Source organism: Citrobacter sp. RHBSTW-00029 (assembly GCF_014104295.1).
GTDB lineage: Bacteria > Pseudomonadota > Gammaproteobacteria > Enterobacterales > Enterobacteriaceae > Citrobacter > Citrobacter youngae.
This window is the reverse complement of sequence record NZ_JABXRT010000001.1, coordinates 2,453,548-2,474,886: the sequence shown is the minus strand read 5'-3', so window position 1 is coordinate 2,474,886 and position 21,339 is coordinate 2,453,548. Positions and strand designations below refer to the sequence as shown.

26 protein-coding genes and 1 tRNA gene are annotated in these 21,339 nt (G+C 48.7%); 15 read left to right on the top strand and 12 right to left on the bottom strand.

The window, feature by feature from the left end; genetic code table 11:
• Window positions 1-75: 75 nt before the first annotated feature.
• Entirely contained in the window at window positions 76-243 is a 168-nt protein-coding gene (rmf, locus tag HV041_RS12245) for a ribosome modulation factor (RefSeq protein WP_003035871.1), read from the top strand.
• Window positions 244-364: 121 nt separating this feature from the next.
• Here rmf and fabA read toward each other — a convergent pair whose 3' ends face one another.
• Together fabA and HV041_RS12235 are read right to left on the bottom strand one after the other, a co-directional pair.
• The gene (fabA, locus tag HV041_RS12240; protein ID WP_003035875.1) at window positions 365-883 is read right to left on the bottom strand and encodes a bifunctional 3-hydroxydecanoyl-ACP dehydratase/trans-2-decenoyl-ACP isomerase; all 519 of its coding nucleotides are present in this window, start codon (window positions 881-883) and stop codon (window positions 365-367) included.
• A 68-nt stretch (window positions 884-951) separates the two neighbouring features.
• On the bottom strand, window positions 952-2,712 hold the full coding sequence (locus tag HV041_RS12235; protein WP_048212112.1) for a Lon protease family protein: 1,761 nt from the start codon (window positions 2,710-2,712) through the stop codon (window positions 952-954).
• A 185-nt stretch (window positions 2,713-2,897) separates the two neighbouring features.
• Here HV041_RS12235 and matP point away from each other — a divergent pair, with 185 nt between their 5' ends.
• Window positions 2,898-3,350, top strand: a complete 453-nt coding sequence (gene matP / locus HV041_RS12230; protein WP_005123520.1) for a macrodomain Ter protein MatP — start codon at window positions 2,898-2,900, stop codon at window positions 3,348-3,350.
• A gap of 98 nt (window positions 3,351-3,448) precedes the next feature.
• On the opposite strand, the gene ompA is transcribed toward matP, so the two are convergent.
• Together ompA and sulA are read right to left on the bottom strand one after the other, a co-directional pair.
• On the bottom strand, window positions 3,449-4,498 hold the full coding sequence (ompA, locus tag HV041_RS12225; RefSeq protein WP_048212110.1) for a porin OmpA: 1,050 nt from the start codon (window positions 4,496-4,498) through the stop codon (window positions 3,449-3,451).
• Between the two features lie 355 nt (window positions 4,499-4,853).
• The gene (gene sulA, locus HV041_RS12220; RefSeq protein WP_040231828.1) at window positions 4,854-5,363 is read right to left on the bottom strand and encodes an SOS-induced cell division inhibitor SulA; all 510 of its coding nucleotides are present in this window, start codon (window positions 5,361-5,363) and stop codon (window positions 4,854-4,856) included.
• Between the two features lie 216 nt (window positions 5,364-5,579).
• Between sulA and HV041_RS12215 the strand changes: the two genes are divergently transcribed.
• The gene (locus HV041_RS12215; RefSeq protein WP_048212109.1) at window positions 5,580-6,194 is read left to right on the top strand and encodes a TfoX/Sxy family DNA transformation protein; all 615 of its coding nucleotides are present in this window, start codon (window positions 5,580-5,582) and stop codon (window positions 6,192-6,194) included.
• Here the strand turns inward: HV041_RS12215 and yccS are convergent.
• Window positions 6,172-8,325, bottom strand: coding sequence for a YccS family putative transporter (gene yccS / locus HV041_RS12210; RefSeq protein WP_121584427.1), 2,154 nt, complete (start codon window positions 8,323-8,325; stop codon window positions 6,172-6,174). The two genes, HV041_RS12215 and yccS, sit on opposite strands and share 23 nt — an antisense overlap.
• 18 nt (window positions 8,326-8,343) lie before the next feature.
• Window positions 8,344-8,790: a YccF domain-containing protein gene (locus tag HV041_RS12205; RefSeq protein ID WP_005123514.1), complete on the bottom strand. Its 447-nt coding sequence runs from the start codon at window positions 8,788-8,790 to the stop codon at window positions 8,344-8,346.
• Between the two features lie 125 nt (window positions 8,791-8,915).
• Here HV041_RS12205 and helD point away from each other — a divergent pair, with 125 nt between their 5' ends.
• Window positions 8,916-10,970 carry a DNA helicase IV gene (gene helD, locus HV041_RS12200; RefSeq protein WP_165712319.1) on the top strand — a complete coding sequence of 685 codons (2,055 nt, stop codon included), beginning with the start codon at window positions 8,916-8,918 and terminating at the stop codon, window positions 10,968-10,970.
• Window positions 10,971-11,005: 35 nt separating this feature from the next.
• Here helD and mgsA read toward each other — a convergent pair whose 3' ends face one another.
• Together mgsA and HV041_RS12190 are read right to left on the bottom strand one after the other, a co-directional pair.
• Window positions 11,006-11,464 carry a methylglyoxal synthase gene (gene mgsA, locus HV041_RS12195; protein WP_048212106.1) on the bottom strand — a complete coding sequence of 153 codons (459 nt, stop codon included), beginning with the start codon at window positions 11,462-11,464 and terminating at the stop codon, window positions 11,006-11,008.
• A gap of 93 nt (window positions 11,465-11,557) precedes the next feature.
• Window positions 11,558-12,220, bottom strand: coding sequence for a DUF2057 family protein (locus tag HV041_RS12190; RefSeq protein ID WP_048212105.1), 663 nt, complete (start codon window positions 12,218-12,220; stop codon window positions 11,558-11,560).
• 172 nt (window positions 12,221-12,392) lie between these two features.
• Between HV041_RS12190 and HV041_RS12185 the strand changes: the two genes are divergently transcribed.
• The gene (locus HV041_RS12185; RefSeq protein ID WP_006685217.1) at window positions 12,393-12,806 is read left to right on the top strand and encodes a CoA-binding protein; all 414 of its coding nucleotides are present in this window, start codon (window positions 12,393-12,395) and stop codon (window positions 12,804-12,806) included.
• Window positions 12,807-12,881: 75 nt separating this feature from the next.
• Here HV041_RS12185 and hspQ read toward each other — a convergent pair whose 3' ends face one another.
• Window positions 12,882-13,199, bottom strand: a complete 318-nt coding sequence (gene hspQ / locus HV041_RS12180; protein ID WP_005123508.1) for a heat shock protein HspQ — start codon at window positions 13,197-13,199, stop codon at window positions 12,882-12,884.
• 57 nt (window positions 13,200-13,256) lie between these two features.
• Window positions 13,257-14,447 (bottom strand): 23S rRNA (cytosine(1962)-C(5))-methyltransferase RlmI, encoded by a 1,191-nt coding sequence (rlmI, locus tag HV041_RS12175; protein WP_121584429.1) that lies wholly within the window; start codon window positions 14,445-14,447, stop codon window positions 13,257-13,259.
• 94 nt (window positions 14,448-14,541) lie between these two features.
• On the opposite strand from rlmI, the gene yccX reads away from it, so the two are divergent.
• Window positions 14,542-14,823 carry an acylphosphatase gene (yccX, locus tag HV041_RS12170; protein ID WP_101742817.1) on the top strand — a complete coding sequence of 94 codons (282 nt, stop codon included), beginning with the start codon at window positions 14,542-14,544 and terminating at the stop codon, window positions 14,821-14,823.
• Here yccX and tusE read toward each other — a convergent pair.
• A complete protein-coding gene (gene tusE, locus HV041_RS12165; protein WP_048212102.1) occupies window positions 14,820-15,149 on the bottom strand; it encodes a sulfurtransferase TusE in 330 nt (109 codons plus the stop codon). The genes yccX and tusE overlap by 4 nt on opposite strands.
• An 88-nt stretch (window positions 15,150-15,237) precedes the next feature.
• A complete protein-coding gene (gene yccA / locus HV041_RS12160; RefSeq protein WP_003035917.1) occupies window positions 15,238-15,897 on the bottom strand; it encodes an FtsH protease modulator YccA in 660 nt (219 codons plus the stop codon).
• 270 nt (window positions 15,898-16,167) lie between these two features.
• Between yccA and HV041_RS12155 the strand changes: the two genes are divergently transcribed.
• The 9 genes from HV041_RS12155 (at window position 16,168) to HV041_RS12115 (ending at window position 21,326) form a co-directional block, all read left to right on the top strand.
• Window positions 16,168-17,796 carry an ABC transporter substrate-binding protein gene (locus tag HV041_RS12155; protein ID WP_121584430.1) on the top strand — a complete coding sequence of 543 codons (1,629 nt, stop codon included), beginning with the start codon at window positions 16,168-16,170 and terminating at the stop codon, window positions 17,794-17,796.
• 143 nt (window positions 17,797-17,939) lie between these two features.
• Window positions 17,940-18,027, top strand: a tRNA-Ser gene (locus tag HV041_RS12150).
• A 337-nt stretch (window positions 18,028-18,364) separates the two neighbouring features.
• On the top strand, window positions 18,365-19,207 hold the full coding sequence (locus tag HV041_RS12145) for a DUF6387 family protein (RefSeq protein ID WP_032667114.1): 843 nt from the start codon (window positions 18,365-18,367) through the stop codon (window positions 19,205-19,207).
• A 169-nt stretch (window positions 19,208-19,376) separates the two neighbouring features.
• Window positions 19,377-19,589, top strand: coding sequence for an AlpA family transcriptional regulator (locus tag HV041_RS12140; RefSeq protein WP_016243656.1), 213 nt, complete (start codon window positions 19,377-19,379; stop codon window positions 19,587-19,589).
• A 19-nt stretch (window positions 19,590-19,608) separates the two neighbouring features.
• Window positions 19,609-19,926 (top strand): hypothetical protein, encoded by a 318-nt coding sequence (locus HV041_RS12135; protein WP_032667204.1) that lies wholly within the window; start codon window positions 19,609-19,611, stop codon window positions 19,924-19,926.
• Between the two features lie 85 nt (window positions 19,927-20,011).
• Window positions 20,012-20,308: a hypothetical protein gene (locus tag HV041_RS12130; RefSeq protein WP_016243654.1), complete on the top strand. Its 297-nt coding sequence runs from the start codon at window positions 20,012-20,014 to the stop codon at window positions 20,306-20,308.
• A gap of 50 nt (window positions 20,309-20,358) precedes the next feature.
• On the top strand, window positions 20,359-20,595 hold the full coding sequence (locus HV041_RS12125; protein WP_032667113.1) for a hypothetical protein: 237 nt from the start codon (window positions 20,359-20,361) through the stop codon (window positions 20,593-20,595).
• A gap of 54 nt (window positions 20,596-20,649) precedes the next feature.
• Entirely contained in the window at window positions 20,650-21,015 is a 366-nt protein-coding gene (locus HV041_RS12120; RefSeq protein WP_182294220.1) for a hypothetical protein, read from the top strand.
• A gap of 62 nt (window positions 21,016-21,077) precedes the next feature.
• A complete protein-coding gene (locus HV041_RS12115; protein ID WP_071444977.1) occupies window positions 21,078-21,326 on the top strand; it encodes a DNA-binding protein in 249 nt (82 codons plus the stop codon).
• Window positions 21,327-21,339: the final 13 nt, after the last annotated feature.

Below are 21,339 nucleotides of genomic sequence, written 5' to 3'. Positions count from 1 at the left end.
TTCGTTTAGTGTGATTGCACACTTAGTAATCACTGTTTTCTTTTCCACCAGACCTAAAAATGAGGGAAACGAGGCATGAAGAGACAAAAACGAGATCGCCTGGAACGGGCACATCAACGTGGATATCAGGCCGGCATTGCCGGACGCTCAAAAGAAATGTGTCCCTACCAGACGCTGAATCAGAGGTCATACTGGCTGGGAGGCTGGCGAGAAGCCATGGGGGATAGGGTTTTAATGGCCTGATTCTGTCTCTTTAGATAAAAGAAACCTCCGCTAAGCGGAGGTTTCGCCTTTTGTAGACCGGCAAAATAACGAGCGCTGTCATTCGGCCATGTCGCACTGCCAGACCTACAGATGTCTGCGATTAGAACGCCGAGGTGTCCTGGAACAGACCCACTTTCAGATCATTTGCGGTGTAGATCAGGCGACCATCAACCAGCACTTCACCATCAGCCAGACCCATGATCAGGCGGCGGTTAACGATGCGTTTGAAGTGAATGCGGTAAGTGACTTTCTTCGCGGTCGGCAGAACCTGACCTGTGAATTTCACTTCGCCCACGCCCAGTGCACGGCCTTTACCTTCGCCGCCCAACCAGCCGAGATAGAATCCAACCAACTGCCACATGGCATCCAGACCCAGGCAACCTGGCATTACCGGATCGCCGATAAAATGGCATCCGAAGAACCACAGGTCCGGGTTGATGTCCAGTTCAGCTTCCACATAACCTTTGTCAAAGTTGCCGCCGGTTTCGGTCATCTTGATGACACGATCCATCATCAGCATGCTTGGTGCAGGCAGTTGTGGGCCTTTAGCACCAAACAGCTCACCGCGACCAGAGGCAAGAAGGTCTTCTTTTGTATAGGATTCGCGTTTATCTACCATGTTCTCTGTAAGCCTTATTTTATTGAAGCACGCAGGATAGCTAACACGTGTACGCTGAACAAGTCCGATCAGTTCGGAATAATCCAATTCAGCCAACGTAGCGGCCATGGAAAACGGTGACGGCCTTCCTGTTGCGTTGCCGCAGCAATACGCTCCTGGATAGTTTGCATCAGCGTCGTCTGACCTTCTCCATCCCACACCAAATTTAATAGCAGTGGCAGCGCATCGGTCACGTCGTCTACTGCCCAGATAGTGAATTTTTCTTCTTCAACAGCCTGCAACAGTGCGGGTGGCAGGCTCAGATGTCTGACGTTGGCTGCAGGGATAATCACACCCTGAGTCCCCGTTAATTCACGCTGCTGGCAGATGGCAAAGAAGCCTTCAATTTTCTCATTCAGACCGCCGACAGGTTGAGCACGACCAAACTGATCGACAGAACCGGTTATCGCGATGCTTTGATTGACGGGAACGTCAGCGAGAGCGCTTATTAGCGCACACAGTTCTGCCATAGAGGCGCTGTCACCGTCTACTTCACTGTATGATTGCTCAAATGTCAGAGAGGCAGAGAACGGTATTTGCTGTTCAAGCTGGAGTTCCGACATCAGGAACGCCTGCATAATCATCATACCCTTGGCATGAATATTTCCGCCCAGCTCGGCTTTACGTTCAATATCGGTAAATTCGCCATCGCCAATATGCACGACGCAACTGATACGTGAAGGTTCACCAAATGCGCGGGGATGACCTGGAAATTCAATCACCGACAGGGCGTTTATTTGTCCAATACGCTCGCCTTCCGTTTCAATGAGGATCTGCTCTTGCAGGATCTCATCCTGCATCCGTTCAGAGAGGAATCCTTCTCGCCATTCACGCTGAGCAAGCATCAGGCTCAATTGCTCCGCAGTGCAGGTATCACTGTCGCAAAGAGGGGCCACTTCTTTGAGCTGGCGGGTGATCCATAGCGGATTAAGCGGCAGCGTATCCTGTTCGCCGGTATAGCGAACGGCTTCGCGGATGAGAACCTGCCAGGCATCGGCAGCGGGATAGGGCAGATTGTTGCGGCGGGCAGTATGCGTTACCCACTGACACCACTGTGTCATGGTTTCGGCATCCACTATCTGCAAGTTATCTTCAAATTCGCTGTAGATAGCCTGTTCTGCCAGTTCTGGTTCCATTTCCTGGAAGTCTGCCAGCGATTCACGTTCGCCGACCAACACCACTTTCAGTTTAAGCGGCATAGAAGGGACGGAGACTGGCAGGGGGCGAGACTCATCAAAAGCCACCCAGTCAAAACGTTCGTGGCTGACAATGGCTTTCAGGCGCATCCACAACAACGGCTGAGCCAGAAGTGTGCGCAATGAGATAACCAGCACACCGCCGTTGGCCTGATGGACCAGTCCCGGTTGCAGCGTAATTTCGCCATTGAACTGGCGCAGACAGCCAAACAGTTGTTCGGCCTCAACCCAGTCAGCATTAACCACCTGAGTTAACGTCGCAAAGTTGTCGTCTGCTTTCTCTGCTGCGCGGTAACGAATAGTGTGGCCGGATACATCGTAATGCCCCCCGGTTAACTTATCGGCATCCGCATGCAAGGTACGTGCAGCCGTTGCAATAAGATTGAGATACTCAAGCTCTTCGGGCGCTTTCACCAGCATAAACGAGGACGTAGCCCAGTGCTGAAGAAGTTGCTCTAGCGCGAATTGTAAACGTGGCTGAGTATCACTGAGTAAGGTGTCGGTGTCGTCAGTGACGTGCGGCTGTGCAAATATTTCCTGATAGCTATCGGTATCAGGAACCAGATCACGCCATGCAAGTTTCGTAATGGTCAAAGTTGATGTTTTTTAGTCTGTTGTAAAAAACGAGATTATACCGTAACCATCAGCACTGCACACGTGGAAAGCGCCGCTAAACGAATGTGATGACGCGCGACAGTTCACAGGCTGGATATTCTTTTCTTCAGATGCCGAAAAAGCTGATATTCTGATAAGAGTTACACGGTAACATTGAGATCGCAATGAAATATCAACAACTTGAAAATCTTGAAAGCGGATGGAAATGGAAGTACCTGGTGAAGAAGCATCGCGAGGGGGAGTTGATTACCCGCTATGTGGAAGCCAGCGCTGCCAAAGAAGCCGTTGATTTGTTGCTAACCCTCGAAAATGAACCGGTTCGGGTCAACGCCTGGATTGAAGAATACATGAACCCAGCACTGCTCAATCGTATGAAGCAAACGATCCGGGCGAGGCGTAAGCGGCACTTTAATGCAGAACATCAGCATACGCGTAAGAAATCGATCGATCTGGAGTTTATGGTCTGGCAGCGTTTAGCCGGGCTTGCGCAGCGACGTGGTAAAACGCTCTCAGAAACGATTGTGCAGTTGATTGAAGATGCGGAACATAAAGAAAAGTATGCGAACAAGATGTCGACATTGAAACAGGATCTACAGGCGTTACTGGGTAAAGAGTAGGGTACGGGTAACGTCAATATGGAGCGTGTCTGTGCTTTTGCATGATATGTAGGTGAAAAAAAACCCCGCCAGGCGGGGTTTTTTTATAAGACGATAACTTAAGCCTGAGGCTGAGTTACAACGTCTTTGATGCCTTTAACTTCGATCTCAACACGACGATCCGGAGCCAGGCAGTCGATCAGCGCAGCGCGAGCTTTCACGTTGTCACAGGTGTTGCCGGTAACCGGGTTGGATTCGCCCATACCACGTGCGGAGATTTTGTCAGAAGGAATACCTTTAGAGATCAGGTAATCAACAACAGACTGAGCACGTTTCTCAGACAGACCCTGGTTGTAAGCGTCAGAACCGATGCGGTCAGTGAAGCCCAGAACAACGACGGAACCGTCTTTCGGATCCAGGTTGCTCAGCTGGCTGTACATCTGATCCAGAGCCTGCTGGCCTTCTGGTTTCAGAGTCGCTTTGTTGAAGTTGAACAGAACGTCAGACTTCAGAGTGAAGTGTTTGGTCTGTACTTCTGGAGCCGGAGCCGGAGCCGGAGCAACTACCGGAGCTGCTTCTTCCTGCTGGCCGAAACGGTAAGAAACACCAACGCTCAACAGACCGTTGTCTGGACGACCACCAACGGTGTTCGCGTCACCGATGTTGTTGGTCCACTGGTATTCCAGACGGGTAGCGATTTCAGGAGTAATTGCATACTCTACGCCGCCAGCGAATACTGGGGATACACCAGTGTCGTGGTCTTTGAAGCCGTCGTTGTTTTTAGCATCTGCACGCCAAACCATACCACCCAGACGGGTATAAACGTCCAGATCGTCAGTGATTGGGTAACCCAGTTTAGCGGTCAGCTGAACGCCCTGAGCTTTGAATGCGCCATTTTCAGTGTTGCCTTTGTACGGCATACGACCTAACCAGTCGTAACCCATTTCAAAACCAACGTACGGGTTAACCTGGTAACCACCGAACGCACCAGCACCCAGTTGGCTTTCGTGGGTCGGTCCGTTGTTGTTGATCTGATTGTTGCCGATGTCATGGAACTGGGACCAACCCAGTTTAGCACCAGTATACCAGGTGTTATCTTTCGGAGCGGCCTGCGCCACGGTAGCGAAACCAGCCAGTGCCACTGCAATTGCGATAGCTGTCTTTTTCATTTTATGCGCCTCGTTATCATCCAAAATTCGCCATGAATATCTCCAGAGAGATAACACGGTTAAATCCTTCACCCGGGGACCAGTTCAATAGTTACTCTACCGATATCTGCGGCTTACGCCGAGCACCCCTGGCGATGTAAAGTCTACAACGTAGTTGAAAACTTACAAGTGTGAAGTCCGTCAGGCATATGAAAAAAAAAGGCTTGTATACACAATATTTAACATTTGTGGATGATTAATTGTACAGCTACTATCGCGGAAACCGCTTCACACAGGCGTTCTCACAAAAAAGGTGTTAAAGCTCAAAGCCGAATTTGAGGGTGAAAAAAAATTCCAGGATAAATCCTAATTTTACTTAATGATACAAATTCGAGTGAATTTTTAGCCCGGAATGCTGTCTCCCCGCAAGTGTCTGAGCGCGTACAGGACGCATGATAAATCCCATCGCATTGCCTTCATCTGCTGCTTTTACCAGCTCGGCATGTTCATCTTCGGTTAATTCTTCCGTCAGCCAGCCAATTACGACGCTGTAGTTACCCGTGCGTAGCGCACGAACCATAGATTCTAGCGTATTGCAGGGAGAGAGTTGGCTAATTTGCATGACTTTCGTCAATGGAAGCCCGGCCGACTGCACCCACTCCCGGCTTAGTTTTTGCTGAGGCGTCAGCCACAGCTGCCAGCGCGACTGCTGACCTAATTGCTGAAGCAGGGGAAGCAGCAGGAGCTGCGTCATCATGGGCTGGTCCTCGCGATAGACCACTTCACTGATAAGCCCAGCGGTAGTGTGCTCTGACGACACGCGCGCAATTTTGCTTGCTGTGGAAGAGAACGACGAAGAACGATTTGCATAGCCTGAAGTGTACATAATCAATCCAGCCCTGTGAGTTACTGTATGGATATACAGTAACCCTGCTATCACCAAAGATCAACCTTATTTTCTGAAACAGGTTCGCAGTTTTTGGTTGTTGTTACGGGAAAAACAAAATTCATCTTGCCCCTTGCGAATAAGTTGCCTATTTTCGTCATTAACGGATCCGCTACTGCAAATCATTTTATTACGTTATGATTTAAAAGGATTTTTATGAAAAAACTTTCTTATGCAAGGATCTATAAATCACAAGAATATCTGGCGTCATTGGGGACTATTCGTTATCGATCGCTGTTTGGGGGTTATAGCCTGACGGTTGAGGACACGGTATTCGCCATGGTCGCCAGTGGCGAGTTATATCTTCGGGCCTGTGAACAGAGTGCGCAGTACTGTGTAAAACATTCCCCTGTCTGGCTGACATTTATAAAACGTGGACGTCCGGTGGTGCTCAATTATTATCAGGTGAACGATACGCTGTGGCAAAATCAGCAACAACTGGTGTCGCTATCACGGTATTCACTGGATGCGGCGTTAAAAGAAAAGCAAAGTCGTTTTGCACAGCATCGCCTGCGTGGACTGCCGAACATGACATTCCATCTGGAAACCCTGCTGAATGAAGCAGGTATAAAAGATGAAAGCACATTACGCATGTTGGGGGCAAAAATGTGCTGGTTGAAACTGCGACAGGTTAATCCCGCCCTGACGGTGAAAATACTCTATGCCCTTGAAGGCGCAATTGGGGGAATTCATGAGGCGGCGCTCCCGGCGATTCGTCGCCAGGAGCTTGTGGAGTGGGTGAGTTCTCTTACGCCTGAACCGGTGTACTAGACGGCAATGCGGCAATTTGCTGCTGTAATCGTCTGATTTCTGGTAGTAGCGCTATCAATAGGCCAACTTGCTGTACGACCAGTGGTTCTTTACTGTCCGGGCGTGGTTCAAGATGCTGAATCCGTTGCTTCAGTCCTTCAAGCGCCTGGTATACGCGCTGCTCGTCAGCGGGTTGATGATGAAGTGCATCATCAACATAGCAAACGGCATCGTCCAGTAATGCCAGAACGTCCGGGTTGGTTAACTGTTCACGGTGTGCGCCCAGTGCCGAGATATAACTGGTAAAGGTATGGTTGAGGCACAGCAAGCGGAATGCCGTTTCGCGCGTTTGGGCAGTGACATCCGGTTCACTCGACATATTCGACACCACGGATGCCAGCTCCGCATCACGATTATGCGCATCGCGGCGCGCAATACGGTATGCCAGACGATTGTCTCGCCCCTGATGATACTGTTCGAGAATGGCATCAAGGTAACGACAGTTTGCATCGGTCGCCCGTTCAATCACCCGTGGCAGGTTGCGAAAGCGCCAGTCTGGCCAGATGAAACTGACGGCTGCCCATGCGATGGCACAACCAATCAGCGTATCGATGACGCGCGGCAGTGCGACTTCAAACCCTTCACCAAGCAGGTTAAAGCACAGCAATACCAGCAGCGTGATAAACATTGTGGCATGTGCGTACTGAACATTGCGGAAAGCAAAAAAGAGCACGCCGGTGATCACCAGCAGTATTAATTGCCCTTCCAGCGATGGGACGAACCACAGGATGGGCAGTCCAATCGCTATCCCGACTAATGTGCCGATAATCCTTAACGCCAGACGATGTCGTGTGGCGTTGTAGTTGGGCTGGCAGACAAACAGGCTGGTCAGCAGGATCCAGTAGCCATGGTTCATGCCCGTTATCTGGATAATGGCGTACCCGACGCAGAGCACCAGAGACATGCGAACCGCGTGGCGAAACAGCGCCGACTCTGGCGTAAAATTGCGACTCAGACGCAGCCAGATATCACTGAATCCGTGCGGACTGTCATCGGCAAGCTGATTTTCTGACTCATTGCGCGAGAGTACCTGAGCCTGTTCAGACTCAATGGTGGCCAGTTGCGCATCAATAGCCCGCAGGTTCGATAGTAAGAATCCCAGCGTATTGAGCAGATCTGCAGGGGCACCGCTTGCACGCATGCGCTCAAGGGCAGCATCTATATGTGTAAAGACTCGCTCAAAGTGTGGATCGTGCTGGTAAGGGGTGCGTAGCAAAATGCAGCGAGACAGTTGCGTACAGGCTTGTCCCTGCATCGACATTAGTCGCTGGAAACGAAACATCACATCGCTGTGACGGAAATGGTCGCGTAGCGTCTGGTACTGAATATGTGAGGAACTTGCGCGTTCGTGAATATCCTGCGCGACAAAATAGTAATGCAGTGTGCGGCGGGTTCCTCGCTGTCCGCGGTCACCGCGCAGACGGGTCAGTAATGATACTTTTGTTTGGTTCAGCGTCGCCATCAGTTGCCCATTGGCCAGCGCTAACTCATACAAGGGGGCCTGACTTTCATCTTCAATGTCGGGATCAAAAAGGCGGGATTTCAGCTCCAGGTAGTGTGCCAACTGTTCGTAGCTGCGTGCCAGATTGTCCTGCAGTGGACGAATCGGGAACAGAAGGTGACCGATGAGCGTCAGAAGGTTATACCAGATGGCGCCTGCAAGCAGCAGGATCGGTTGCTGATACCACTGGTCGTACAGTGATGTTCCCAGCATGGTGTAAATGGCGATCAGTAATGCACCAAAGGCGATGGTCGCATAACGCTGACCTAAGCCCCCCAGCAAAATAAAGCCGCTGGTGGAAAGCGTTAATCCAATTGCGAAAAGCCACGGCCAAGGGAAGAGCAATTCGACGGAAGCCGAAGCAATGAAAAAGCAGATCAGCGTAATGATCAAATTACGCAGACGACCCGCGAGCCGATCGTCCAGATCGGTCAGCGCGGCAGCAACCATGCCCAGCGTGAGCGGGATGGTCAGTTTGACGTCATCCAGCCACCACGGCAGCGCCGTAGTGCCGCAGAGCGCGATAAAAATCCGCACGTAGTACAGCCAGGTGCTGTTCCAGGTATAGCGTTTAAGCAGTGGACTTAACATAAAGGCCATCAGTTCCGATTATTCAAAGCGACGACGCGCGTTGGCTTCGCGTGCGGCACGGGCAACTTCGACTGAAACCACGCGACGACCAACGGGCCAGAGTGCAATTGCGGCGATTTTAAAGTTCGCAATACCAACCGGAATACCAATAATCGTAATGCACTGGGCAATACCGGAAACAATATGCATCAGGCACAGCCACCAGCCGAAGAAAATCAGCCAGAAAATGTTGAGCAGCGTACCGCCGGTATTCAGAAGCACGTTTTTACCCGCCGGGTTGAGTTCATCAACGTGAATCGCCTCATTACCGTAGGGGAACAGCGACAAGCGTGTGATTTCCCAGCAGGAGCGGGTCAAGGGTAGTGTGAAGATAAGCACGATACTGACTAACGTCGCCAGTAACCAGGCTAAGGTGGTGGCGAATCCCCCAAGCACAAAATTTAAAATATTCAGAACAGTACGCATAAACCCTCGGTTAACTCTGGTTTTCTGTGAGTTTGGCAATTGTAACGTTTTTTTGGGCTGGAGCACGTTTTCTCTGGCGGTTACACTGATAAGCAAACCTCTTCGTGTGGATCCGCGTAAGTCTTATGGAACTGAAAGCAACTTCTCTGGGAAAACGTCTGGCGCAACACCCTTACGATCGGGCCGTTATTCTCAATGCCGGCATTAAAGTCTCTGGCGACCGTCATGAGTATCTTATTCCATTCAATCAGTTACTGGCTATCCATTGTAAAAGGGGCCTGGTATGGGGTGAGCTGGAATTTGTGCTTTCTGATGATAAAGTTGTACGCCTTCACGGCACTGAATGGGCGGAAACCCAACGTTTCCACCATCATCTGAACATCCTCTGGCAGCAGTGGAGCCAGGAGATGAGCGACGTCGCTGCGGGAGTTTTACAGCAACAGCTGGATGCGATTGCGGCGCGTACCAGTGATAACAAATGGCTGACGCGCGAACAAACGTCAGGGCTGCAGCAGCAGATCCGCCGTGCCTTTGCCGCGCTCCCGCTCCCGATCAACCGACTGGAAGAATTTGATAATTGCCGTGAGGCGTTGCACCAATGCCAGGCATGGTTGAAGGACATTGAAGCCTGTCGCTTACAGCACAATCAGGCATACACCGATGCGATGCTGGCGGAGCATACCGAGTTTTTCCAGAAGATTGAGTCTTCACCGCTGAATCCAGCCCAGGCTCGTGCGGTGGTGAATGGCGAGCAGTCGCTATTGGTGCTTGCGGGGGCAGGAAGTGGCAAAACATCCGTTCTGGTTGCGCGTGCGGGCTGGTTGCTGGCGCGGGGAGAAGCGGCCGCTGAACAAATCTTGCTGCTGGCGTTTGGTCGCAAAGCCGCTCAGGAAATGGATGAGCGCATTCGCGAACGACTGAATACGCAAGACGTCACCGCGCGGACGTTTCATTCACTGGCGTTGCATATTATTCAACAGGGTAGCAAAAAAGTTCCGACAGTCAGCAAACTCGAAAATGATACTGCCGCCAGAAATAAGCTTTTTATCGCCACATGGCGTCAGCAGTGCAGCGAGAAAAAAGCCCAGGCTAAAGGCTGGCGACAGTGGCTGGAAGAAGAGATGCAGTGGTCCGTGCCAGAAGGCAATTTTTGGGACGATGAAAAATTACAACGTCGCCTGGCCTCACGTCTGGATCGCTGGGTTAGCCTGATGCGTATGCATGGTGGAGCACAGGCGGAGATGATCGCCAATGCGCCTGAGGCGATCCGCGACCTGTTCAGCAAACGTATAAAGCTGATGGCGCCGTTACTCAAGGCCTGGAAGAGTGCTCTGAAAGAAGAGAATGCCGTCGATTTTTCTGGATTGATCCATCAGGCGATTGTCATTCTGGAGAAGGGACGCTTTATCAGCCCCTGGAAGCATATCCTGGTTGATGAATTTCAGGATATCTCCCCACAGCGCGCCGCCCTGTTAGCCGCATTGCGCAAGCAAAACTCACAGACCACGCTATTTGCCGTAGGGGATGACTGGCAGGCCATTTACCGTTTCAGTGGTGCACAACTTTCGTTAACTACCGCCTTCCGGCAACACTTTGGTGAGGGCGATCGCTGCGATCTGGATACGACATACCGTTTTAATAGTCGTATTGGCGAAATAGCCAATCGGTTTATCCAGCAAAACCCGCATCAGCTTAAAAAACCGCTCAATAGCCTGACAGCAGGCGACAGGAAAGCCGTCACTCTGCTCGATGAAAGTCAGCTGGATGCGCTGTTGGATAAGCTATCCGGCTTTGCGAAAGCAGAAGAACGCATACTGGTGCTGGCGCGATATCACCACCTCAAACCTGCCAGTCTTGAGAAAGCAGCGACCCGCTGGCCCAAACTACAGCTGGACTTTATGACTATTCATGCCAGTAAAGGACAGCAGGCGGATTATGTCATTGTCGTTGGGCTTCATGATGGCAACGATGGTTTTCCGGCCCCGGCCCGTGAGTCGATTATGGAAGAAGCATTACTGCCAATGGTCGAGGATTTTCCGGATGCAGAAGAGAGAAGGTTGCTCTACGTGGCACTTACCCGTGCCCGGCATCGGGTGTGGTTGCTGTTTAATAAAGACGCGCCATCCTGTTTTGTTGATGAACTAAAACAACTGGATGTCCCGGTAGCGAGAAAACCCTGAAGAACAGGCGGCGACGGCGGCCGCCTGTCTGGCGATTATTTGAGGCGCTCTGCCAGATAACGGGCGTAATCCGGGATCAGGATGTCCGTTGCATCGTTGAAGTTTGGCGACTGGATAATAAAATCGGCGGTAGATACGTTGGTGGCAACCGGAATATTCCAAACTGTGGCCAGGCGCAGAAGGGCTTTAACATCCGGATCATGAGGCACGGCGTTGAGTGGATCCCAGAAGAAGATCAGCACATCAATTTTCCCTTCAGAGATCAGTGCGCCGACCTGCTGATCGCCGCCCATTGGACCGCTAAGCATGGCGTTGACATCCATGCCGGTCGCGCGTTGAATGAGATTTCCTGTCGTGCCTGTCGCATAGAGGACATGCTTTTCTAACAATGGCTGGTGGCGTTCTACCCAGCTCATCAGCATCTGTTTACAGTGATCATGTGCAACCAGCGCAATATGCTTACGCGCCGGTAAAGTGCGAGTCGTCAGTTCCATAGTACAGCTCCCAAGTTAACCTTATTACAGAGTACTGGAAGCGTTTGACGCTGCAAGAGAAAGACAAAAAAAATGCGTAGGTGAACATAAACGTCATGAGGGTGGCTGTTTCTCTGCCCATTGCAGAAAATTACTTCGTGTTTGCGCATCGGCCTGGCCAAACCAATATTTCAAACGCTGTTCGGTGAGTGTTTGTGACTGCGGCGGCACCCGATCCAGTTCAGAGACCCCTGAGAGCAATGCGCTGTCATCTGCCATCATAGTAGCAAATTGTGGGAGTGAAGCATGCTTAGACGATTTGTTATAGCGTTCAGTCTCGAGTTCATAATCCACGATTTTTGCCGATGAGGTAATCGACAAAATATCCAGCTTGACCGGAATGGGCATGGAATCGCCATCTAATAGTTCCACTCGGGGAGCTTCATCGAAATGCGTTGCGTCACGTTCGTTGTTCAGACGGGGGAGATGAAAATTGACCTGACTAACCAACTGAGTATCAAAACTGATGACCAGCGGAGGAGAAATATACAGACGTTCTTCATGGCTGGAGAGACGAATCGTTTTCTCAACGCGAAAGACAAGCTGATGCCGACCATTCTCCAGCTCAATACTGTCGGCACCGCGCAGTAAAGAGCTGGACACCTTTTTTCCGTCCAGCACCAGCAGGTCAATATCATTAGACAGGCGCAAAGAGGTCGCACAAACGGTTACCGGCAAAAACAGAGCAATCAGGGCTGTCACAATGCCGGTTTTCATAAGGTTCTCCTGTCCAGAAGATTTCTGTATAAGATGTATCTAAATTTTTCGACAATCATGTTTACTAACATATAGACATATTTTCTAGTTTAGCTCTCATGCGCCAGTATGGGATGAATGGTTGCGACGTCAGCTTTGTCGTACACTTTGCAAAACAGCCTGGAGGAAGACGATGAAAGAGACCGATATTGCTGGCATTTTGACATCTACCCGTACGATTGCGCTGGTAGGAGCAAGCGATAAACCCGATCGCCCGAGCTATCGGGTGATGAAGTATTTACTCGATCAGGGTTATCACGTTATCCCCGTGTCTCCTAAAGTTGCCGGGAAAACGCTGCTGGGGCAGCAGGGCTATGCGACACTGGCAGACGTACCAGAGAAAGTGGATATGGTGGATGTCTTTAGAAACTCAGAAGCAGCATGGGGAGTCGCACAGGAGGCTATTGCTATTGGTGCGAAGACTTTGTGGATGCAGCTTGGCGTGATTAATGAGCAGGCTGCCGTGCTGGCGCGCGATGCGGGCCTGGCGGTAGTGATGGATCGTTGCCCGGCGATTGAAATCCCCAGACTGGGACTGGCGAAGTAAGGTTGTACTGTTGCCGGATGGCGCATTGTATATCCGGCCTACAACTGTGTTTGTCGTAGGCCGGATAAAATGTTGTCAGTTGCGCAGGCGTGGAGCCTGGAGCTGTTTACGGATTGTCCGTGCCAGTTCATCCATCGATGGTTGCTCTGGATGTTCTTCCTGTAGCTCGCTACTCAACTGTGCTTCAGCCAGATACGTATGTACTGGCAGGCCATTATCGTCTTCCATCACCACGTGATACCAGGGAGCGGCGCGAAGTTCGTCGTTAACCGCCAACTCATCAGGTGACGGGTCATCAAGCGAATATTCCGGGTCGATATCCACGACCACTCCGAGGTAACCTAACAGGGAATGGCGGACCTGCTGGCCGATACCGAATTTGCTGGCAATCATAGTCACCTCCCGGGAAATAGATACCCTCTATGTAAGGGTAATATTCCACTTTTCAAGTTACATGATGCGACAGGCAAACCCTTTCAGATACAGCCCTTCCGGGTAGGTAGCGATCACAGGATGATCGGCGGCCTGACGGAACTGCTCTATAAATTGTACATCACGCCCGGCATCTATTGCGGCATCGGCGATGATTTTCTGAAATAAATCGGTGGTCATCAATCCGGAGCAGGAGAATGTCAGCAGTACGCCACCCGGATTCAGCAACTGAATTGCCAGCATATTGATGTCTTTATAGCCACGGCAGGCGCCCATCAACTGGCTCTTGTTTTCGACAAACTTCGGCGGGTCCATCACGATAACATCAAATTTCTCACCACGATCGCGATATGCGCGCAGCAACTTGAACACGTCATCACGCACAAACTCAGCTTTGCTCAGATCCAGCTTGTTCAGCTCTACGTTCTGGCGGGCAATATCGAGCGCTTCCTGGGAGGTGTCGACGCTGACCACCTGACGGCATCCGCCCATTAATGCTGAAACCGCAAAGCCGCCGGTATAAGAGAAACAGTTCAGGACACGTTTGTTTTCCACGTAACGACGCGTGGCCAGGCGGCTGTCACGCTGATCGAGGTAATAACCGGTTTTATGTCCGTGCTGAATATCAACCAGTAGTTTCATCCCGTGCTCTTCAATCGGCAGTAGAGCTGGCGGCAGTTCACCCGTGACGGGGCCCTGAGTCAGTTCCATGCCTTCTTTTTTACGCACGGCAACATCGCTACGGTCATAAATTCCGCACTCCGGGAAGACAACCTGCAGGGCGCTAATCAATGCGGCGCGTTGATATTCAGCACCGGCGCTGAGCAACTGCAATACCAGGAAGTTGCCGAAGCGGTCAATGGTGACGCCCGGCAGACCATCGGATTCGCCGGCGATCAGACGGTAGCTATCCAAACCATCTTTGTTCGCCAGCCAGTCTCGCCATTTCTGTGCTTGTTGCAGACGGCGGGTAAAGAAATCAATATCGATGGATTCAGACTTGTCGAATGTCCAGACGCGTGCACGGATCTGCGACGCGGGTGAGTACGCGCCGCGTGCTAACCATTTACCCTGATGGTCAACAATATCGATGGTTTCACCGAGGTTGGCTTTACCTTCCATACGTGCGACGGCACCGGAAAATACCCACGGATGGCGACGAAGTAATGATTTTTCGCGCCCTTTGGCTAACACTAAACGTACACTCATAATTTACTATTCTGTCAATTCAAAGAAATGGGCGCCATTGTCCTGAGTTTTACGTGTATTTGCAACGCGCACCGCGATGATAAGGAGAACCATAATGTCGAAAGTCTGCATAATTGCCTGGGTCTATGGCCGGGTACAGGGGGTGGGGTTTCGCTATACCACTCAGCATGAAGCGCAACGGCTGGGATTGACTGGCTACTCGAAGAATATGGATGACGGCAGCGTAGAGGTTGTCGCCTGCGGTGAAAGCGACCGGGTGGAACAACTGATGAAGTGGTTAAAAGCCGGGGGCCCGCGTAGCGCCAGGGTAGACAGAGTCCTCAGCGAACCGCATCGGCCTGGCGAAGAGTTAACGGGATTTAGTATCCGCTATTAAATACATTTGACCGGTTTTGGCAGACCGGCAATTTTGGTTGCCTGCTTGGCCGGACCTTTCGGGAACAGGCGGTAGAGATAACGGCTGTTGCCTTTCTCTTCGCCAAACTTATTGGCCATCGCTTTGACCAGCATACGAATAGCGGGGGAGGTATTAAACTCCAGATAAAACTCGCGCACAAAGCGCACTACTTCCCAGTGTTCAACTGACAGCGTAATTCCTTCGTTTTCAGCAATGGCAACTGCCAGCGGTTCGCTCCATTCGGTTGTGTCTTTTAAATAGCCTTCGCTATCAGTACTGATTTCTTTACCTTCAAAGATCAACATAATTCTTCACTGCGTTAGTCAAACTGGCGGCAGTTTACCAAAAAAGAAAGCCCCGCATAAGCGGGGCTGGATAATGTACGTAGTCATTTTAATCGCGGCTGGCGAAGCCCAGAATGCTCAGCAGGCTGACGAAGATGTTGTACAGCGATACATACAGGCTGACGGTTGCACGGATGTAGTTGGTTTCACCACCACGGATGATGTTGCTGGTTTCAAACAGGATGGCACCTGAAGAAATCAGGATAAACACCGCGCTAATCGCCAGATGCAGCGCTGGCAGTTGCAGGAAGATATTCGCAACCATACCAATCAGCACCACCACGATACCTGCCATCAGCATACCGCCGAGGAAGGACATGTCTTTACGCGTGGTCAGAACATACGCAGAGCAGCTGAAGAAGACCAGCGCCGTACCACCCAGTGCCATACCGATCACGTCACCCATACCTGCCGACAGGTAAGTGTTCAGAATCGGTCCCAGGATGTAACCCAGGAAACCGGTGAAAGCGAAAGCAGACAGAATACCTACTGGTTTATCTGCCGTTTTGTAGGTCAGGAACATCAGACCATACATACCAACCAGCGTCAGAATCAGACCCGGAGATGGCAGCATCAGTACTGTACTGGCAGTTGCGGTGATCGCTGAAAACGCCAGCGTCAGGCTGAGCAGGAAATAGGTATTACGCAGCACCTTATGTGTGCTGAGTAGCGATGTACGATCGCGCGAAGAACTAATAATACGATCCATGAGTCACTCTCTTATGACAGATGTAATTAATGATGGAGGATAATGAAATCAAGGGGAATGACACAGCGGTTTTACCCATCTTTACGCATTTTAACACGCCAGGCTTAAGCATATTATTTCAACAAAAGCTCCCGAATCAGATGTTAGCACTATAAGTGCAAAAATGTCAGATCCACCTCTCCCAGGTAACTGAAAAATATTGCGTTATTCCCGAATCTCTCTGACAGTGACAGCGGTGTTTACATAAAACAGAGCAATAAGGTAAAGGGAATGACTCAACATAAATCGAAGATATTGACGTTTACGCTGTTGGCTGTCTGTTTGATGTCTATTAACGGCGCGGCAAGGGCGGCAAATGTGCCTGCAGGTACACTACTTGCAGAAAAACAGGAGCTGGTCAGAAACAACGGCAGTGAGCCAGCCTCACTGGATCCGCATAAAGTCGAAAGCAACGTTGAGTTTAATTTAATCAGCGATATGTTCGATGGGCTGGTGGCCGTAAACCTGGATGGCACTATTGCGCCCCGTCTTGCTGCCTCCTGGGAGAATAAAGATAACACTGTCTGGACCTTCCATTTACGCCCAGGCATAACCTGGTCAGATGGATCGGCTATTACTGCACAGGATGTCGTCTGGAGCTGGCAGCGCCTGGTTTCACCGCAAACTACCTCACCCTATGCCTCTTATCTGGGCAATATACATGTCGCAAATGCGGTTGATATTGCTCAGGGGAAAAAAGATCCCGCGACGCTTGGGGTCAAGGCGCTGAATGACACCACGCTGGAAATTACCCTGACGCAGCCGACAGCGGCATTTTTAGCGATGCTGGCGCATCCATCGCTGGTGCCGCTGGATAAAGTGCTGATTGGCCGCTTTGGCGATAAGTGGACTCGTCCGGAGCACTTTGTCAGCAGTGGTGCGTATAAGTTGTCGCAGTGGGTCGTCAACGAGCGGATTGTTGCCGTGCGCAACCCGCATTACTGGGACGATCAGCACACGGTCATTAATAAAGTGACGTATTTGCCCATCAGTTCAGAGGCTGCAGACGTTAACCGTTACAAAGCCGGGGAAATCGATATTGTTTTTAGTGTTCCGGTCAATCAGTTCGCTCAATTGAAAAAGACGATGGGTGATGAACTCCATGTCTCACCTCAGCTTTCAACTTATTATTATCAGTTTAATACCACGCGTGCGCCGTTTAACGACCCACGCGTGCGTCGGGCGTTGAATATGGCGCTGGATAAGGACATCATCGCACAAAAGGTGATGGGACAGGGACAGCGTGCGGCGTGGGTTATCAGCCAGCCTGAAATTGGCGGGGTAAAATTACACGCGCCGGACTACGCATCATGGCCACTCGACAAACGCATTGCCGAGGCAAAAAAACTGCTGGCGGAAGCGGGCTACGGCCCTGAGCATCCGCTTAACTTAAATCTGCTCTACAACACTTTCGAAACGCATCAGCGAATCGCGATTGCCGCCTCGTCAATGTGGAAGAAAAATCTTGGCGTTGAGGCAAAACTGCAGAACCAGGAATGGAAAACGATGCTGGATACCATGCACACCGGCAATTTTGACGTCGTACGCTATGCATGGATAGCGGATTACGACGATGCGTCGAGTTTCCTCAATATTTTCCGCACAGGTGATAGTGAAAACACCACCCGATACAGTAATCCAGCCTTTGACGAAGCGATGCACAATGCGGCGAAAGCAACTTCGCTCCAGGAGCGAGGCAAATATTACCAGCAGGCTGAAGACCTTTTAGGGGAAGATGTGCCAGCGATTCCGGTTTACCACTATGTTCGTACCCATCTGGTGAAGCCATGGGTGGGGGGATTTGCACCGGATAACCGGGGAAACTACTACACCAAAGATATGTACATCAAAAAACAGTAAACAGCAGCAGCCCGGATTTGTGCTGAATAAACGGTCAATTTGTTGTTATTTAAGTCGATTAACAACATTTTGGCTGTTTTTTAGGCAAACGAACACATTGGTGCTTTACAGGTTCGTTCGGGATGTTTATAGTGCGCCTCATTGGAAGCGTGGCCGAGCGGTTGAAGGCACCGGTCTTGAAAACCGGCGACCCGAAAGGGTTCTAGAGTTCGAATCTCTACGCTTCCGCCAATTTATTAACAGAATCAATAACTTAAGAGTTAGTTTTGATTTTGTACTGCATAAAGTATTGCATCAAAAGCCCGTGTAAACGGGCTTTTTTTGTATCTAAAATCCCTGTTTTTCATCAAAAAACTTATCCAGTCTTCATCCCTTCCTGTACAACAAAACCCTTTAAAAGCAGAAATACGATAGCAGGGAGCCTCCGGAGATTTAGTAATCGACGGATGATTTCACACCAATCTTAAGAACCTACCAGCAATAAGCTCAGCTGACCTACGCCATTACTGGACAACCTGTTGTTCTGTCAGTTAAAACAACTAAAAAAGGTAAAACGGACAGCACAGTAATGAAACGAAGTGAACTCAGGAAACTATTGGAAGAATGGTTTGATGTAGAGCGGTATGAAGCGATAAAGGAACTCACCCTTCAGCAATTCTATGTTGAGGTTGAGCGGCGTATCTTGGCTTACAAGATGTTGCTGAAACGGGATACATTACCGCCTCTGAACAGACTTTTATTAGATGATTACCGCTATAAGATCCTCAGAGGTGAAATTTTTTTTAGCGGCGACACGTCCACGCAAGGACATGGGCTTGCCAGAACTTACGCAGTGGTCCCCGTAACCCGGAGCAACGCACAATTATATGCGAAAAGTTTAACTCTGATTGGAACCCATCCTGAAACATCCCAAAGAAGTCAGTCTGAATATATGTCGGAGTACCTGAAGGAATCCGGCATCAAAAGTCTGTCCTCAATTACTGTCGATATCTTCCTGCAAGAGGCTTCAACCGAAGATATCATCGAACACCTGAAGGTGCTCATTCCCCAATGGAAAAAACAGCTAAAAATGAACGATCCGGCTGTTCGGAAGTATCGTTTTGGTAAAAGCACGTTGAGAAAAATCATCGACTATCGACTCATCCCTATGATGGATCTCATTTTTTGGGGGGCAGATAATAATGATACCAAAATCTCACTGTCGCTGATGTCATCGCTGCTTCATGAGAACAGCGAGAAGGATAGGGATGAGGGAATGCTTAAGGTGACTGACTATCCGCTGGCTATGGCGTTGCTGACAGACGAGAACTATCTGAAATCGTTTGAAGATTACATGATGGAAAACAATGTATTAAAAGACACAAAAATTGTAGATCACGTCAAAGACGAGAAGAAGAAAGAAGATAAGTAAAAAAGGGTTACGTTCGCCCTGAGCGAACGTGATCACATCCATCCTCAACCATTTTTTTTCTGTTCACCTACCCCCATTTTTTTCGAAAAAGTCTTTTGCCAACATCCCTAAAACGCCATAAGCGAATTAGCTATTATTGTCCTCGTTGAAACAACAGAGGAAAAAACAAATGAGAAATGAAATCGCAGGTAAAAGATTAATCCGTGTTCCTGAAGTTCTTAGAAGAGTCGGATTTAGTCGAACCACAATGTATGAGCTTATTAAGGAAGGCCGATTCCCGGATAAGGTAATCATAGGGGCAAGATCTGTAGCCTTTGTGGAAAGTGAGATTGATGCTTGGATTGAAAATACTATTTCAGATTCACGCAAAAATAATAAATAACATAAAAGAGGAAGCGAAAATGAAAGTGCAAAAAATAGAAATAAATGTTAGCAATGATGATACAAAATACTTTGTTCTGAAAAGCGGGGAAGACTATGACTACTATTTGCGATGTATGCATGAGTATATGGGGGAAAGATTCTATCATAACCTTGAAGACGATGGTTATATGGAGGGTGTTTTAAAATCAATAATAGAGAATGGTAAGAAAGATTTTAATGAGTTCTTGAAAAAACATAAATATAAAGCATCGATTAAAAACGTATATTTTGATGAAGTGCTTGTCAACCTGAGGCAGATACATCATGTGATGAGTCACTATATTTTATATACATAATCGCTGTCGTCATCTATTCGGCCCCGCAAGGGGCTAATATAAAACGAAATGAATAAAATAAGCATTTAATTATGAGGATATAAGTATGTCTAAAGAAACTGTTATTGAAAATAAATCAACAGAACTGTTTTATGATCTTGCTTGTAGATCGTTTACAGCAAGCTGGAATCTGTTCATGGAAGTGAATGGTGATGGAGATGCCAATGACTATCTGGATGATCCGGATTTTATGAGTCCATTTATTATTTATGTGATTGACCATATTCAGAATAACTTTGAGAGATTTACCACGCAAGAAGGAAACTGTGGTGATATTAATCAGGTCAACTTTGAACAAGTAGCAGCCTTACTGGTAGGGTATTCAGAAAACTTTAGAAAGTAAGAACTAATCTTGCCCCGGAAGGGGCTAACTATAAACAAAAGGAAAAACAGATGAATAATGATATGACAGTAATCGTAAGTATGTTATGTGAAAAAACACCTAAAGTGATGAACCTTATCCAAGAGAGCTTGGATATATTTATCGCATTAAGAGGTAGCTCTGTCGAAGAAATCATGAATGATAAGACCTTGTTAGATGATTTAAATCGTTATGTAAATGAGACACTGTATGATGAGATGGATGTGGAATATGGTTCTGTAATCATCAAAATAGTATCTAATAAATAGTATTAATACCTTCTCGATATGTATCTAATGTTTAACTTAATAAAAGGAATCAGTATGAAAGAGATTATTTTAAATGAAAGTAATAAAATGGTAGTAGATTTTATCACAAATGTATTACAGGGGTATTGCGAAACGATCTATAGTATCTCTGAAAAACAGCCTGAAACAGCCATGAATATTTTAACAGGGGAAATGTTATCAGAGATACTTTATGATGTGTTGATTACCTGTGAAGTTGAAGACTATGTTAAAAGTGGAAGAGGCAAAGATGTATCTGAGATCAACATGGATAAGTTAAAGGAAACGATTTTATACTGGCATAAAGAGCATATCATTGAACTTGTACTGAAAAACATAAAACCGGATGGTGCTGAGGAGCGTATTTACTGGAAGTTAAAAATGACTGTGAATCAGTATTGAAAAATGGCAATATTCCCTCGTGTGTAGGGAAATAATCCTGTAATGAACTGGAGATAACCAATATGATTGATGAATTCCATGTTATGTATATGTATAAAAAAATCCAAGCTGAAGCTGCGACGACAGATATGAAAACACTGGAACAGCTTTTGAAGAAGTTCCGCCAAGTTGTCGCGGAGCGCCGGGAAGAATACTATCAGGAGATTGGTGAGAAAAAGGCTCAGAAATTGAGGGCCAAGAGATTACAACAGTTGCTTGAGATAATGGGGCGTGATCGTGTATCACCGGTGGATCTCATTGACTGGCGATAGCCAGTCATAATAT

Coding starts and splice junctions, on each gene's coding strand:
- tusE (WP_048212102.1), bottom strand. CDS start 15,149: ATGTTGATCTTTGAAGGTAAAGAAATCAGTACTGATAGCGAAGGCTAT.
- rlmI (WP_121584429.1), bottom strand. CDS start 14,447: ATGAGTGTACGTTTAGTGTTAGCCAAAGGGCGCGAAAAATCATTACTT.
- HV041_RS12205 (WP_005123514.1), bottom strand. CDS start 8,790: ATGCGTACTGTTCTGAATATTTTAAATTTTGTGCTTGGGGGATTCGCC.
- yccX (WP_101742817.1), top strand. CDS start 14,542: ATGTCGAAAGTCTGCATAATTGCCTGGGTCTATGGCCGGGTACAGGGG.
- HV041_RS12125 (WP_032667113.1), top strand. CDS start 20,359: ATGAATAATGATATGACAGTAATCGTAAGTATGTTATGTGAAAAAACA.
- ompA (WP_048212110.1), bottom strand. CDS start 4,498: ATGAAAAAGACAGCTATCGCAATTGCAGTGGCACTGGCTGGTTTCGCT.
- HV041_RS12190 (WP_048212105.1), bottom strand. CDS start 12,220: ATGAAAACCGGCATTGTGACAGCCCTGATTGCTCTGTTTTTGCCGGTA.
- yccS (WP_121584427.1), bottom strand. CDS start 8,325: ATGTTAAGTCCACTGCTTAAACGCTATACCTGGAACAGCACCTGGCTG.
- rmf (WP_003035871.1), top strand. CDS start 76: ATGAAGAGACAAAAACGAGATCGCCTGGAACGGGCACATCAACGTGGA.
- HV041_RS12140 (WP_016243656.1), top strand. CDS start 19,377: ATGAGAAATGAAATCGCAGGTAAAAGATTAATCCGTGTTCCTGAAGTT.
- mgsA (WP_048212106.1), bottom strand. CDS start 11,464: ATGGAACTGACGACTCGCACTTTACCGGCGCGTAAGCATATTGCGCTG.
- HV041_RS12135 (WP_032667204.1), top strand. CDS start 19,609: ATGAAAGTGCAAAAAATAGAAATAAATGTTAGCAATGATGATACAAAA.
- HV041_RS12145 (WP_032667114.1), top strand. CDS start 18,365: ATGAAACGAAGTGAACTCAGGAAACTATTGGAAGAATGGTTTGATGTA.
- hspQ (WP_005123508.1), bottom strand. CDS start 13,199: ATGATTGCCAGCAAATTCGGTATCGGCCAGCAGGTCCGCCATTCCCTG.
- helD (WP_165712319.1), top strand. CDS start 8,916: ATGGAACTGAAAGCAACTTCTCTGGGAAAACGTCTGGCGCAACACCCT.
- HV041_RS12115 (WP_071444977.1), top strand. CDS start 21,078: ATGATTGATGAATTCCATGTTATGTATATGTATAAAAAAATCCAAGCT.
- HV041_RS12130 (WP_016243654.1), top strand. CDS start 20,012: ATGTCTAAAGAAACTGTTATTGAAAATAAATCAACAGAACTGTTTTAT.
- sulA (WP_040231828.1), bottom strand. CDS start 5,363: ATGTACACTTCAGGCTATGCAAATCGTTCTTCGTCGTTCTCTTCCACA.
- HV041_RS12185 (WP_006685217.1), top strand. CDS start 12,393: ATGAAAGAGACCGATATTGCTGGCATTTTGACATCTACCCGTACGATT.
- fabA (WP_003035875.1), bottom strand. CDS start 883: ATGGTAGATAAACGCGAATCCTATACAAAAGAAGACCTTCTTGCCTCT.
- HV041_RS12215 (WP_048212109.1), top strand. CDS start 5,580: ATGAAAAAACTTTCTTATGCAAGGATCTATAAATCACAAGAATATCTG.
- yccA (WP_003035917.1), bottom strand. CDS start 15,897: ATGGATCGTATTATTAGTTCTTCGCGCGATCGTACATCGCTACTCAGC.
- HV041_RS12120 (WP_182294220.1), top strand. CDS start 20,650: ATGAAAGAGATTATTTTAAATGAAAGTAATAAAATGGTAGTAGATTTT.
- matP (WP_005123520.1), top strand. CDS start 2,898: ATGAAATATCAACAACTTGAAAATCTTGAAAGCGGATGGAAATGGAAG.
- HV041_RS12155 (WP_121584430.1), top strand. CDS start 16,168: ATGACTCAACATAAATCGAAGATATTGACGTTTACGCTGTTGGCTGTC.